11 protein-coding genes are annotated in these 13,308 nt (G+C 64.9%); 7 read left to right on the top strand and 4 right to left on the bottom strand.

Features of this window, described 5'->3' with window-relative positions; genetic code table 11:
- The first annotated feature begins 1 nt into the window (after window position 1).
- Window positions 2-1,573: an LCP family protein gene (locus tag IDT60_RS09790; protein WP_191081736.1), complete on the top strand. Its 1,572-nt coding sequence runs from the start codon at window positions 2-4 to the stop codon at window positions 1,571-1,573.
- Between the two features lie 60 nt (window positions 1,574-1,633).
- On the opposite strand, the gene IDT60_RS09785 is transcribed toward IDT60_RS09790, so the two are convergent.
- Window positions 1,634-3,586, bottom strand: a complete 1,953-nt coding sequence (locus IDT60_RS09785; RefSeq protein ID WP_305072165.1) for a M13 family metallopeptidase — start codon at window positions 3,584-3,586, stop codon at window positions 1,634-1,636.
- 254 nt (window positions 3,587-3,840) lie between these two features.
- Between IDT60_RS09785 and leuA the strand changes: the two genes are divergently transcribed.
- The 3 genes from leuA to IDT60_RS09770 all read left to right on the top strand — a co-directional run bounded on the left by leuA (window position 3,841) and on the right by IDT60_RS09770 (window position 7,249).
- Window positions 3,841-5,583, top strand: coding sequence for a 2-isopropylmalate synthase (gene leuA, locus IDT60_RS09780; protein WP_191081734.1), 1,743 nt, complete (start codon window positions 3,841-3,843; stop codon window positions 5,581-5,583).
- Between the two features lie 86 nt (window positions 5,584-5,669).
- The gene (gene recO / locus IDT60_RS09775; RefSeq protein WP_164199660.1) at window positions 5,670-6,422 is read left to right on the top strand and encodes a DNA repair protein RecO; all 753 of its coding nucleotides are present in this window, start codon (window positions 5,670-5,672) and stop codon (window positions 6,420-6,422) included.
- A 2-nt stretch (window positions 6,423-6,424) separates the two neighbouring features.
- Window positions 6,425-7,249, top strand: coding sequence for an isoprenyl transferase (locus tag IDT60_RS09770; protein ID WP_164199662.1), 825 nt, complete (start codon window positions 6,425-6,427; stop codon window positions 7,247-7,249).
- Here IDT60_RS09770 and IDT60_RS09765 read toward each other — a convergent pair.
- Complete coding sequence (locus IDT60_RS09765; protein ID WP_191081733.1) at window positions 7,210-8,286, bottom strand: alpha/beta hydrolase; 1,077 nt, start codon at window positions 8,284-8,286, stop codon at window positions 7,210-7,212. The genes IDT60_RS09770 and IDT60_RS09765 overlap by 40 nt on opposite strands.
- Window positions 8,283-9,353, bottom strand: a complete 1,071-nt coding sequence (locus tag IDT60_RS09760; RefSeq protein ID WP_191081732.1) for an alpha/beta hydrolase — start codon at window positions 9,351-9,353, stop codon at window positions 8,283-8,285. Before IDT60_RS09760 ends, IDT60_RS09765 begins: the two co-directional genes overlap by 4 nt.
- A 75-nt stretch (window positions 9,354-9,428) precedes the next feature.
- Here IDT60_RS09760 and IDT60_RS09755 point away from each other — a divergent pair, with 75 nt between their 5' ends.
- Window positions 9,429-10,499, top strand: a complete 1,071-nt coding sequence (locus IDT60_RS09755; protein WP_191081731.1) for a quinone-dependent dihydroorotate dehydrogenase — start codon at window positions 9,429-9,431, stop codon at window positions 10,497-10,499.
- 114 nt (window positions 10,500-10,613) lie between these two features.
- Here IDT60_RS09755 and IDT60_RS09750 read toward each other — a convergent pair whose 3' ends face one another.
- Window positions 10,614-11,216: a DUF3043 domain-containing protein gene (locus IDT60_RS09750; protein WP_164199670.1), complete on the bottom strand. Its 603-nt coding sequence runs from the start codon at window positions 11,214-11,216 to the stop codon at window positions 10,614-10,616.
- Between the two features lie 53 nt (window positions 11,217-11,269).
- Here IDT60_RS09750 and IDT60_RS09745 point away from each other — a divergent pair, with 53 nt between their 5' ends.
- Both IDT60_RS09745 and IDT60_RS09740 read left to right on the top strand, forming a co-directional pair.
- Complete coding sequence (locus IDT60_RS09745; protein ID WP_191081730.1) at window positions 11,270-12,706, top strand: dipeptidase; 1,437 nt, start codon at window positions 11,270-11,272, stop codon at window positions 12,704-12,706.
- A gap of 186 nt (window positions 12,707-12,892) precedes the next feature.
- Window positions 12,893-13,282, top strand: a complete 390-nt coding sequence (locus tag IDT60_RS09740; protein ID WP_191081729.1) for an iron-sulfur cluster assembly accessory protein — start codon at window positions 12,893-12,895, stop codon at window positions 13,280-13,282.
- Window positions 13,283-13,308: the final 26 nt, after the last annotated feature.

The following is a 13,308-nucleotide window of genomic DNA, read 5'->3' as shown; positions in this document are numbered from 1 at the left end:
CATGGGGCGAAGCCGCGACTATCGCGAGCACGGAGCTGACGCGTCTGCCGGATCAGGACCGGTCTCCCGGCACGGGGACGCGGGCGCCGTCGGCGTTGCACGGCATTTCGGTGCCCAACAGCGCCGGATGCCGGTGTGGCTGAAGGCTACGACTGCCGTGCTGACCGTTGTGCTGCTCGGTGGCCTGGGCTTCGCCGGTTACTGGTACTTCCGGCTGCAGTCCAACATCACGACTGCACCGCTCAACGCCGGAGACGCGGGAAGCGGGTCGGATGACGCCAAGGGCAGAATGCAGATCCTGATCCTGGGCTCGGATACCAGGGACGGCAAAAACGCCGTGTACGGCGCGGTGGAGGACTCCGTGGGCTACGGCAAGTCCGACGTCATGATGCTGATGGACATCTCCGCTGACAACAAGCGTGTCAGCGTGATCAGCTTCCCCCGCGACCTCCTCGTGGACATTCCGGAATGCACCGACCAGAAAACCAAGTCGTCGTACCCGGCGCGCAGCGGCATGATGATCAATGAGGCCATGGCGGAAGCCGGCATTGGCTGCGCTGTGGATACGGTCAACAAACTCACGGGCCTGGAAATCGATCACTTCATGATGGCTGACTTCAACGCCGTCAAGGAACTCTCCAACACTGTAGGCGGTGTTGAGGTCTGCATCAGCGACGCCGTCTACGATCCGGATTCACGCCTTCGCCTCCCCGCGGGCACGTCGACTGTGCAGGGTGAAATGGCTCTCGCCTTCCTGCGGACCCGGCATGCGTTCGCCGACGGCGGCGACCTCGGCCGAATCAGGGCGCAGCAGGGATTCCTCTCATCCCTGACCAGGAAGATCAAGGACGACGGCACGCTGTCCAACCCGGCGAAAATGCTGAACATTGCAGACACCGTCACCCAGAACCTCACCGTCGATGACGGGCTCGCGTCCGTGCCGTCGCTGCTGACCATCGGCAACCGGCTGAAGGACATTGACATCAGCAAGGTGGCGTTTGTGGCAGTGCCCACCACTCCGGCACTCTCAGACCCCAACCGCCTGCAGATTGCCGAACCCGCCGGTTCCCAGCTGTTCACCGCCCTCCAGCAGGATATTGACCTGACCGATCCGACGGCGCCGGCCACCCCGTCGCCCTCGGAAACGGCAGCCCCCTCGGCGGAGCCCACCGAAACCGTTCCGGCCGTACCGCCGTATGAGAAGGCCATCCAGCCCGTGACCGTGGCCAACGGCACCGGCGTGCAGGGCCGTGCCCAGGAAATCGTGCAGGCCCTTGTGGCCGGCGGCTTCACGCAGACCGGGCAGTTCGCGGCCACCCCGGTAACACAAAGTGCGGTCTACTACGGCACGGGCTTCGAGGACGTCGCTGCCGACGTCGCCGCGCTGCTGGGTATCCCCGCCGCGCAGGTTCAGTCGGCACCCGGCGTGACAGGCGTTCAGGCCTACCTGGGCACGGACTTTACGTCCGGTACCACCTACGGCGCCGTCGCACTGCCCGAGGACATCGTCAACCAGACCGCCGGCGATACCATGTGCCAGCAGGCGAATCCCTTCCTGATCGTCCAGGAGTAAGTTAGCGGAACGGAAAAGAGGCGGGGCCCGCGGGCCCCGCCTCTTTCGTTTGGAACCGGTCTACCAGATGCTGACGCGGGCTTCCTGCGGCATCCACATGCCGTCCTGATCGGTTACGTCAAAGGCCTCATGAAACGCATCCAGGTTCTTGGCGATGGCGTTGGTCCTGAACTCGTTGGGGGAGTGCGGATCAGTGGCCAGCCGCCGGATGGCTTCTTCGGACCTGATGACCTGGCGCCAGCCGGCCGCCCAGGAAGCGAAGAAGCGCTGCTGTCCTGTCAGCCCGTCCAGCACCTCAGGTTCCTTTCCGCCGAGGCTCAGAAGATAGGCCTTGTAAGCGATGGTCAGGCCGCCGAGGTCGCCGATGTTTTCCCCCAGGGTCAGCTTGCCGTTGACGTTGTGCCCGGGGGCGGCGTAGGGGGACAACGCATCAAACTGTGCCACCAGCTTCGCCGTGCGTTCTTCAAACGCCTTGCGGTCATCTTCAGTCCACCAGTTCCGGAGGGCGCCGCTGCCGTCGAACTGGGAGCCCTGGTCATCAAACCCATGGCCAATCTCGTGTCCAATGACTGCACCGATTCCGCCGTAATTCACGGCGTCGTCCGCGTCGGCCGTGAAGAACGGCGGCTGCAGGATGGCAGCCGGGAACACGATTTCGTTGAGCATCGGGTGGTAATAGGCGTTCACCGTCTGCGGAGTCATGAGCCATTTGTTGAGGTCCACAGGTTTGCCCACCTCGTCGAGGTGGCGGTCGACGTCGGCGTTATGGGACCGCTCCACGTTGCCCAGGAGGTCGGCGGGGTCGATCTCCACCGCCGAGTAGTCGATCCACTTGTCGGGGTACCCGATCTTGGCGCGGAATGCCTCCAGTTTCCGGAGCGCTTCAGCCTTGGTCTCCTCACCCATCCATTCCAGTCCGGTGATGCTCTGCCGGTAGGCCTCGATCAGGTTGGCCACAAGGGTCTGCATGCGGGCCTTGTGCGACTCCGGGAAGTGCTTGGACACGTAGATCTGTCCCACTGCTTCGCCCAGGCCTGCCTCGACGACGGCGACAGCCCGCTTCCAGCGGTCCTTGTTCCGGGGGGTGCCGCTGATGGTGGTTCCGTAGAAGGCAAAGCTGGCATCAACGAATTCCGCCGACAGGTAGGGCGCCGCGGCATTGATGATCCGCAGGGCCAGCCATTCCTGCCAGACGGGCAGCGGTTCGGAGTCCAGCAAAGCCGCCGCACCGCTGAAAAAGTCGGGGGTGCTGACGACGATTTCGTCCCGTTTGCCGGCGTCGATCCCCGCGGCGTCGAACCAGGTGCCCAGGAGGGGAAAGAGAGCGGCCGCTTCCTCCGACGATTTGAGGTTGTAGGTTTTCTGCGGATCGCGCAGCGTGACATTGTCCCAGTGGTGGGAAGCCAGGCTGGTTTCCAGATCCACCACCCGGCCCGCCGCCGCCTCGGCGTCCGCGATCCCTGCGAGGGTGAACATGGTCCGGACATGGTCCCGGTACGCAGAGACCATGGGGGCGAACTTTTCTTCGCGGTAATACGACTCATCGGGCAGGCCCAGGCCGCCTTGGCCTGTGTAGAGCAGGACCCGGTCCGGGTTGCCGGCGTCCGGGGCGGGGTAGATGTAAAAGAGTCCCGACACGTCAGCCCGGAAGAGCCTGCCGGCCAAAGCCACGAGTTCGGGCACGGTGGTGGTGGCAAATACCTCCGCGAGCCGTCCCCGGATGGGATCCATGCCCTTGGCCTCTACGGCGGCTTCGTCCATGAAGCTGTTGTAGAGATCGCCCACCTTCCGTTCGATGCCGCTGGCGGCTTCACCCTTGGCGGCCGCCTCTTCGATGATGTTCCGTACCGCGATTTCGGCTCCGTCACGCAGGGCTGTGAACGTTCCTTCAAGCGGGCGGTCATCCGGAATTTCGGTGGCCTTGAGCCAGGACCCGTTCACATGCTGGTACAGGTCATCCTGCGGCCTGACGGTGTGGTCAATGTTGGACAAGTCGATCCCCGAGATGGGCACAGAGGCTCCTTCGTGTGACGTGCCGCGGCGGCGCTGGCACCGGCGCGGCGTCTGCATGGTGGACGGTGCTGGAGGTGTTGCTCCTTCATCTTACGCACCCGTGTTACTCTCAAATGGTGCGCGCAGAACTGCTTCTTCTTAGCTGCCGCGGCGAGGCCTCAGACGCGATCTAGCGCAAGGCCCATCCTCGTCGCGGAGATTGTGTTGCCCGGCCACCCTTTCAGATATGAACCACAGAAAAGGCCCCGATAGTAATGCGAAACGCACAGAAGCCCTCCGGAATGCCCGCCCACCGGTACCTGCCCTTCCAGGACCAGATCACCGTCGAAATGCCGGACCGCACCTGGCCGGATAAAGTCATCACCGAGGCGCCGCGCTGGTGCGCCGTCGATTTGCGTGACGGCAACCAGGCCCTGATTGACCCCATGAGCCCGGCACGCAAGATGAAAATGTTCGACCTGCTGGTCCGGATGGGCTACAAGGAGATCGAAGTGGGCTTCCCGTCCGCCTCGCAGACCGACTTCGACTTCGTCCGCCAGCTCATCGAGGGCAACCACATCCCGGACGACGTCACCATCCAGGTGCTCACCCAGGCGCGGGAGCAGCTGATCGAGCGGACGTACGAATCGCTGGTGGGCGCCAAGCAGGCCATCGTGCACCTCTACAACTCCACTTCCGTCCTGCAGCGCCGCGTGGTGTTCAACCAGGACGAGGACGGCATCCTGGACATCGCGCTGCAGGGTGCGCGGCTGTGCAAGAAGTACGAGGAAACCCTCGTTGACACGCACATCACCTACGAATACTCCCCGGAGTCATTCACCGGCACCGAACTGGAATACGCCGTCCGGGTCTGCAACGCCATTGCCGATGTGTTTGAAGCCTCCGCCGACCGCCAGGTCATCATCAACCTGCCCGCCACGGTGGAGATGGCCACCCCGAACGTGTACGCGGATTCAATCGAGTGGATGCACCGCCACCTGCACCCCCGCGAAGGCATCATCCTGTCCCTGCACCCGCACAATGACCGCGGCACGGGTGTCGCCGCGGCCGAGCTGGGTTACCTGGCCGGCGCGGACCGGATCGAAGGCTGCCTGTTCGGGAACGGGGAGCGGACCGGCAACGTGGACCTGGTCACCCTGGGCCTGAACATGTTCGTCCAGGGCATAGATCCCATGATTGACTTCTCCGACATCGACGAGATCCGGCGCACGGTGGAGTACTGCAACCAGCTGCCGGTGGCCGAGCGCACCCCGTACGGCGGAGACCTCGTCTTCACTGCTTTTTCCGGCTCGCACCAGGACGCCATCAAGAAGGGCTTCGAGGCGCTTGAGCGCGATGCGGCGGCCGCCGGCAAGGACGTCGCCGACTTCACCTGGGCCGTTCCGTACCTGCCCGTTGACCCGAAGGACCTGGGCCGCAGCTACGAGGCCGTTATCCGGGTCAACTCGCAGTCCGGCAAGGGAGGCGTTGCCTACCTGCTCAAGAACGAGCACAGCCTGGACCTTCCCCGCCGCGCCCAGATCGAATTCTCCGGCGTGATCCAGAAGCGCACCGACACCGTAGGCGGTGAGGTCACGGGATCGCAGCTGTGGCAGATTTTCCAGGACGAGTACCTGCCCTCCAGCGAAGCGGACGGTCAGTGGGGCCGCTACTCCCTGGGCTCCTTCAGCACTGAAACCGATGACGACGGCGGGCTGACCACCCTGCATGCCTCCCTCACCGTGGACGGCGTCCAGGTCCGCCGCACCGGCACCGGAAACGGTCCGATCGCGGCATTGCTGAGCATCCTGCACGACGACGGTGTGGACGTCAGGGTCCTGGACTACTCTGAGCACGCACTCTCCGAAGGCGGCAGCGCCACCGCCGCAGCGTACGTCGAGTGCGCAGTGGGGGAGCGGGTCCTCTGGGGCGTCGGCATGGATGCCAACACCAGCACGTCCTCGCTGAAGGCTGTCATTTCCGCAGTCAACCGGGCCATCCGGGATTCGCGCGCCTGATCCGGAAGTAGCGTTGCGCGCCGGACGCCACGGCGCGCAACGCACCGGCCTGGCCGGCTTTCCGGAACACAATGCGAAGATTAACCGTGGTCCAACAATCTTTTGCCGCCCGGTCCTACCGGGACGATGCCGTAGTACTCCGAACCCACAAACTGGGTGAGGCTGACCGCATCATCACGCTGCTGACCAAGCATCACGGCCAGATCCGGGCGGTCGCCAAAGGCGTACGGCGCACCAGCAGCAAATTCGGTGCCCGGCTGGAGCCCTTTATGGTCGCGGACCTGCAGCTGGTCTCCGGGAAAACGCTGGACATCGTTACCCAGGCAGTGGCCAAAGGCTCTTACGGCGGCAACATTGCAGCGGACTACGGACGCTACACGGTTGCCGCGGCCATGACGGAAACAGCCGAAAAACTGACAGATGTGGACGGCGAAGCGGGCACTGCCCAATACAACCTGCTGGTGGGGGCGCTGGCCTCCCTCAGCAGGGGCGACCACGCTCCGGGGCTGATCCTGGATTCCTATCTGCTCCGCGCCCTCGCCACCGGCGGGTGGGCTCCGAGCTTCACGGCCTGCGCCCGCTGCGGCAGGCCCGGGCCGCACACGGCGTTTTCGGCTCCTATCGGCGGCATGGTCTGTGCCGACTGCCGGCCGCCCGGCTCACCTGCCCCTGCCGCAGAAACCGTAACGCTGTTGGGTGCGCTGCTGACCGGTGACTGGACGACGGCGGATGGTTCCCAGGTGCCGCACCGCCGGGAAGCCTCCGGGCTGGTAGCCGCGTACCTGCAATGGCACCTTGAACGTGTGCTGAAATCCCTCAAACATGTGGAGCGTGGCTGACAGTGGCCTTGGGAAAAAAGAACAACCCCGTACGGAAGCGGACCGCCCCCGTGGTGGCGCCGTATCCGCATCCGTCCGGGGCGGTTGCGCCGGTGATCCCTGCCGAGTTCATCCCCCGCCACGTAGCGATTGTTATGGACGGCAACGGGCGCTGGGCCAACCAGCGCGGACTTCCGCGGATCGAAGGCCACAAAGCGGGCGAACCCGCCCTTCTCGATGTGATGGCCGGCGCCATCGAACTCGGGATTGAATACGTCAGTGTTTATGCCTTCTCCACGGAGAACTGGCGGCGGTCGCCGGAGGAAGTCCGCTTCCTGATGGGATTTAACAAGGATGTGCTGCGACGGCAGCGGAACCAGTTGGATGACTGGGGCGTCCGCGTCCGCTGGTCCGGGCGTAGGCCGAAGCTGTGGGGTTCGGTCATTCGCGAGCTTGAAGAGGCTGAGGAATTCACGGTCGGCAACAGCACGTGCACGTTGACCATGTGTGTTAATTACGGGGGCCGGGCGGAGATCACCGATGCGGTATCGGCCATCGCCGCAGAGGTGGCGGCCGGCCGCCTAAAGCCCGGCGCCATCACCGAGAAGACCATTCAGAAGTACCTGGACGAACCGGACCTGCCGGATGTTGACCTGTTCCTGCGAAGCTCGGGGGAACAGCGGCTCTCGAACTTTTTGCTTTGGCAGTCTGCCTACGCGGAGTTCGTTTTCCTGGACACCCTGTGGCCGGACGTTGACCGCAGGACGCTCTGGGAAGCGGTGGAAATCTACGCCCGGCGTGACCGGCGCTACGGGGGCGCCGTCGACGCCGCTGCTCCGCAAGGGTAGGACTTCAGCCAGCACGCAACGTCCTGGTAGGCCTCCTGGCGGATCCCTCGCTCGGAGAGGAAAACGTCGTGGATCGCGCCGGGATATCGAAACACCGTGACCCTGCGCCCGAGCCGGAGCGCCCGTGAGGCGGTTTCCTCAACATCGATCACGGCATCTGCATGCATCAGTTCTTCGGTCCATTCAGCCTGGATCCTTGTCCGGTCCGAAAGCATGACGAGTACGGGCGCTGTGATGTCCAGCCCCCTCGCCACGGCGGCGTGCCCGGCCAGGACTGCCTTCGCCCAGCCGGCCCTGATGGGAAACGATGCGGCCGGCCGCCAGACGGGATGGAGCTGCCACTCACCGTGTGCTTCACTGCTGACGCTTTGCCAATAGCCGGGCATCTCGGGCAAGTGGAAGGGACGCTTCGGGTCCGCCCGGGCTACCGGCTCCACCAGGTGCATTGCCAGGTTCCGTATCAGGCTGCTGCCCTGGAGCTCCAGCCACGGTGAGTTGAGGGTGAGGGTGGCGAGTTCGCCGGGATGGCGGTCCGCCCACAGTGCCGCGATGAGGCCGCCGAAGGAATGAGCCAGGACGTGCACCGCGGGCGCGCTGTCCGGCCCCGTCACCTGCGGGAGGTCTGCCCGGATGGCCGCCAGTGCCGCACCCAGATCCTCGTCGTACATGCGGAGGTCCGTCGCGTAGCCGGGGGTCTGGCCCAACCGCAGGCTCCGCCCGAACTTCCGGAGGTCCACGGCGTAGAAGTAGAGACCCCGGGCCGAGAGCTGTTCCGCCAATTCCGCCTGGAGAAAGTAATCGGCCCAGCCGTGCAGGTAAAGCACCGCGTGGGCCCGGCCGTTAATGCCTCCGGCGTCGCCTGGCGGCCTGGCAGTGTGCCGGATGAGGGTGGCGGCAACGTCGCCTTCATCATCGGGAGTCAGGGGCAGCGATTGATACTGGAATGAGGGCCCCAGGAAGTCTTCGGCCCACGCCGCTGCGCCGGGATCCTGACGCCGTTCGGTGGCCGGTTGAGTGCCCGGTGTCTGCCCGGTCATGCGCCGTGCCCGGGCCCTGTGTGCCCGGGATCAGAGGCACCGTACCCGCGCAGCCAACGGGACAGGCGCGCATAAGCATCCTCCCGGACCTTGGCAGGGGAGAGGAAGACGTCGTGCAGGGCGCCCTCAACCCGCTCTACGGTAATGCTTCGCCCCAGCGTCAGCGCCCGGAGCGCGATGATGTTGACGTCCAGCACAGCGTCGGAACGCCGCATTTCCTCGGACCAGAACGGTCCGGTGGCGCTGCCCCGGGACAGCATAACCAGGATGGGTATGTCGATTTCCAGTCCCCGGGCCACTTTGGCCTGGCCCGCCAGGATGGCACTCAGCCAGCCGGCCCGAAGGGGAAAAGCCATCGGCGGCCGGAACTTGTCGTCCAGCGCCCACTCTCCATCGGCTGACTTGCTGATGGTGCGCCAATAGAATCCCCGCTCCGGCAGGCGCAGAACAGCTTCGGGGCGGAAACGTGCCACGGGTCCCACCATCGTGGAGGCGGCATAACGCACCAGGGCACTGCCGTGCATCTCCAGCCAAGGACTGTTCAGCACCAGGTACGAGGCCCTGCCGGGGTGGCTGCTGACCCAGAGGGCGGCCACGAGTCCGCCCGTGGAATGGCCCATCAGGGTCAGAACCGGTTCCGTATTGTCCCCGCCGTCAACCGGGTCGGTCGTGTGACCGGCGTCCGCTCCTGTCGGGTGGCCTGCTTGCGCGGTGTCTGCACGGATGATGGCCAGGGCCTGGTCGATTTCGGCGTCATAGTCCGCCAGGTTCCCCACATAGCCGCCGGGCGTTCCGGGACGGAGGCTGCGGCCATGGTTGTGCATGTCCAACGCGTAGAACGCGTACCCGTTGCCCGCCCAGAAACGGGCAAGGTCAACGTTGAAGAAGTAGTCGCTCCAGCCATGCAGGAAAAGAACCGTTCGCCGCGGGCCGGGCGATAAGACGGCCTGCTCTGCGGCTGGACGGAACCGCACCAGCGTCGCGGTCCGCCGGACGCCGTCGGCCCCGGCGGCCTCAAAGGTGCAGGCCTCGAAGCCTGTACCCAGAATGTCCGGCTGCCACTCCATGGCTTTATGGTAGCCGGGCAACCAACTGTGGCGGCCCGGTTTGGTCTGGACCGTCCAAGGCGGAAAACTAGAGCCATGCGCGTATATCCGACATTCTTCAAGCTGGCCTTCTCATGGATGGACGCCGAACGCGCCCACAAGATCGGGTTCAAGGGGATCAAGCTTGCCCACACTTCCGGCGCCGGGCGGCTCATCCAGCGGTTTACGGCGCCTGCACCGTCCCTGCAGACCACGGCCTTCGGTGTCACGTTCCCCTCGCCGTTCGGCCTGGCCGCCGGCTTCGACAAGGAGGGGCTGGGCATCGAAGCCCTCACGGAACTTGGCTTCGGCCACGTCGAAGTGGGTACGATTACCGGCCAGGCACAGCCTGGCAATGAAAAACCGCGCCTCTTCCGCCTGATCGAGGACCGCGCCGTGATCAACAGGATGGGTTTCAACAATGACGGCGCCGCCGCCGTCGAGCCCCGCCTCAAAGCTGCGCGTGCCGCCCTCCAGCGCAAACACCCCACCGTGCGTCCGGTAATCGGGGTGAACATCGGGAAGAGCAAAGTGGTGGCACTGGACGACGCCGTGGCGGACTACCTCATCAGCGCGCGAAGCCTCGCCCCCGCCGCAGACTATCTGGTAGTCAACGTCAGCTCACCCAACACACCCGGGCTGCGCCTCCTCCAGGATGTCCAGACACTTCGCCCCTTGCTGGCCGCTGTGGGGGACGAAGCTGACAAGGCCGCCGGGCGCCACGTACCCCTGCTTGTCAAGATCGCCCCGGACCTGAGCGACGAGGACATCGACGACGTCGCACGGCTGGCACTGGACCTGAAGCTTGACGGGATCATCGCCACGAACACCACGATCGGCCGCGCCGGCCTCAAGTCGCCGGCGGCAAAGGTAGCGGAATGCGGGGCCGGGGGTCTGTCCGGGGCGCCGCTGAAGCAAAGGTCGCTGGAGGTCCTTCGCCGGCTGAAGGAAGCGACCGGGGGAGCAGTCACCCTGGTTGCCGTTGGCGGCGTCGAGACGGCGAAGGATGTCCAGGAACGCCTGGATGCCGGGGCCACCCTGGTCCAGGGCTACACAGCGTTCCTGTACGAGGGGCCCTTCTGGGCGGCACGGATCAACCGCCAACTGGCCAGGAATCGCCGGCGCTGACAGCTATAGGTGAAACAGAAAATCCCCGGCGGGTCGTCCGCCGGGGATTTTCTGTTTGGAGCGTGGCGTGGCCGGCCTGACGGCCGTCAGGAGCCAAATGTCAGGACCTGTCCGTTAAGAGGGGTACTGGCCGCGCTTGACCAGTGGCTTGGGCAGCCGCAGTTTACGGAACTGCAGTGAACGCATGGATCCGTACCAGACGGTGCCGCGCTCCACTTCACCGAACTTCGCCGTCAGCTTCTTGCGGAGCTGGCGGGACAGAATGAACACGTCCACAAAGACGGCCAGGAACATCACCCAGAATCCACCGAGGACGTAAATCATCTGTTCGCTGGAAGCCGGCACGATCAGGGAGATGATGACAAAAACGAGGGCGCCGAACATAAGGTATTCGCCCAGGCTGAAGCGGGCGTCCACATAGTCGCGGGCAAACCGCTTCTGCGGGCCCCTGTCACGGAGCGGCAGGAACTTCTCGTCACCGGTTTCCAGGGCCTGGCGCATTTTGGCGCGTTGATCCTGGATGGCCTGGCGCTCAGCTGCTTTGGACGCCTTCCGGTCTTCCGGCACCAAGGGGCGTTTGCGGGCCGCTTCCTGTGCTTTGCGTTTGGGAGTGGGTGCACCCTTGCCAAACGCCGCATCCTGCCGGGCTGCCGCTTCAGCGGCCTGCTGGTCTATTGTTTCCTGCGCCGTGGGCGCTTCTTTTTTACGTCCGAACACCCCAACAGAATACCTTGCAGCCTGGTGCATCCGGCGCGGGTAGTGTGTTCGCCATGACACCAACTTCACCGGCAACGACAAACAGCGCCGGCACGCCTGGCCCCGCAGGCGCTATCGACGCCGAAGGACTCCGACTGAGCGTTGAGCGGTCCTTCGAAGCAACGATCGAACGGCTCAGCGAACTTGTGGCCATCCCGGGCATCGCCTGGCCGAGTTTCGACCCCGCCCCCTTGGACGCCAGCGCGGCAGCCGTGGCCGGCTTGCTCAGTGCCGCAGGACTGGAAGACGTGCAGGTCCTGCGCAGTCCGAAGGACGACGGCACCCCGGGCGGGCCGGCCGTCGTCGCCCGCCGCCCCGCTGCGGACGGGAAGCCCACCATCCTGCTGTACGCCCACCACGACGTTCAGCCGCCCGGCGATCCGGCGCTGTGGGATTCGGAGCCGTTCACCGCCGTCGAACGTCATGGCCGTCTGTACGGGCGGGGTGCTGCTGACGACAAAGCAGGCATCATGGCGCACGTGGCTGCCTACACTGCCGTAGCCGAGGTTCTTGGCGCCGGACTTGGCCTCGGTGTCACGTTCTTCTTTGAAGGCGAAGAGGAGGCCGGATCTCCGACGTTCCGCACCTTCCTTGAAGCGCACCGCCAGCTGCTGAGCGCCGACGTGATTGTTGTTGCCGACTCCAGCAACTGGAAAGTTGGCGTACCGGCCCTGACCACCAGCCTCCGCGGCCTCGTGGACGGCACCATCGAGGTCCAGGTGCTCGATCATGCTGTGCACTCCGGGATGTTCGGCGGCCCGGTGCTGGATGCTCCCACCCTTCTGTCGCGGCTCATCGCGACGCTCCATGATGCAGACGGCAACGTGGCCATCGAAGGCCTGGTCTCCTACGACAATGCAGTTGTGGACCTCACCGAGGCGGAGTACCGGGCTGATGCCTCAGTGCTCGACGGCGTCCGGCTGGCCGGCACCGGGAGCATCGCGTCACGGATGTGGACCAAGCCGGCCCTGTCAATCATCGGCTTTGATGCCCCGGCGGTTGATGTCGCTTCGAATACCCTCCTGCCGCGCGCACGCGCCAAGTTCAGCCTTCGCCTTGCCCCCGGCCAGGACCCCGCAACGGCAATGGAGGCCGTGCGGCGGCACGTGGAGGCGAATGCCCCCTTCGGTGCCAGGATTGTGTTCACGCCGGGGGAGAGTGGCAACTCGTTTCGCGCCGATACGTCGTCGACGGCGGCGCAGTTGGCCATGTGGGCGCTTGGGGAAGCCTGGGGTGTCCCCGCTGTGGAGATGGGCATCGGAGGATCCATCCCCTTCATTTCCGACCTTGTGGATATCTACCCGGACGTCCAGATCCTTGTGACGGGCGTCGAGGATCCTGACTCCCGGGCCCACAGTGCCAACGAGTCCCTCCACCTGGGCGATTTCAAGAACGCCGTTCTTGCAGAGGCGCTCCTCCTCGCACGGCTTAATGCAGACGGGCTCAGCTGAGGGGCCTCCGGCTCTGACGACTTGTCACCAACCCGTGCCGGGAACAAAATGCCGGGCAGCCATAGTTACGTCTGGAGTTAGAGCTACACGTCTGACCGACGTAGCATGTAGCTATAGCCCGTACCGTATCCGTAGGGGCAGGCACCGCTGAAGCGGGGCCGCCAGGACCGTCCTAAGGTAGGCCAAATGAGCACCGCAACCAACGAGAACACCACCGAGACTGTAGCCGCTGCCAGCGACGAACTGCCCGCGCACGAGGTCAAACTGACCGACGTCGCTGCCGGCAAGGTCCGCAGCCTGCTGGAGCAGGAAGGCCGCACCGACCTCCGCCTCCGCGTTGCTGTCCAGCCCGGCGGCTGCTCGGGCCTGATCTACCAGCTCTACTTCGACGAACGCCTCCTGGATGGAGACGCAGTCCGTGACTACGACGGCGTTGAAGTTGTGGTTGACAAGATGAGTGTGCCGTACCTCAGCGGGGCCAGCATCGATTTCGAAGACACCATCTCGAAGCAGGGTTTCACCATCGACAACCACAACGCCGGTGGCTCCTGCGCATGCGGTGATTCGTTCCACTGACCCGGTTCTTTCGCCCGATGCCGGCG

The organism is Pseudarthrobacter sp. BIM B-2242 (genome assembly GCF_014764445.1).
Classification (GTDB): domain Bacteria; phylum Actinomycetota; class Actinomycetes; order Actinomycetales; family Micrococcaceae; genus Arthrobacter; species Arthrobacter luteus_A.
Note: the sequence above shows the minus strand (reverse complement) of the source record. Positions and strands in the feature narration are given on the sequence as shown.

Excerpts from the sequence above, each read along its gene's own strand:
- IDT60_RS09790 (WP_191081736.1), top strand. The coding sequence starts at position 2 with ATGGGGCGAAGCCGCGACTATCGCGAGCACGGAGCTGACGCGTCTGCC.
- leuA (WP_191081734.1), top strand. The coding sequence starts at position 3,841 with ATGCGAAACGCACAGAAGCCCTCCGGAATGCCCGCCCACCGGTACCTG.
- IDT60_RS09765 (WP_191081733.1), bottom strand. The coding sequence starts at position 8,286 with ATGACCGGGCAGACACCGGGCACTCAACCGGCCACCGAACGGCGTCAG.
- IDT60_RS09760 (WP_191081732.1), bottom strand. The coding sequence starts at position 9,353 with ATGGAGTGGCAGCCGGACATTCTGGGTACAGGCTTCGAGGCCTGCACC.
- IDT60_RS09755 (WP_191081731.1), top strand. The coding sequence starts at position 9,429 with ATGCGCGTATATCCGACATTCTTCAAGCTGGCCTTCTCATGGATGGAC.
- IDT60_RS09745 (WP_191081730.1), top strand. The coding sequence starts at position 11,270 with ATGACACCAACTTCACCGGCAACGACAAACAGCGCCGGCACGCCTGGC.
- IDT60_RS09740 (WP_191081729.1), top strand. The coding sequence starts at position 12,893 with ATGAGCACCGCAACCAACGAGAACACCACCGAGACTGTAGCCGCTGCC.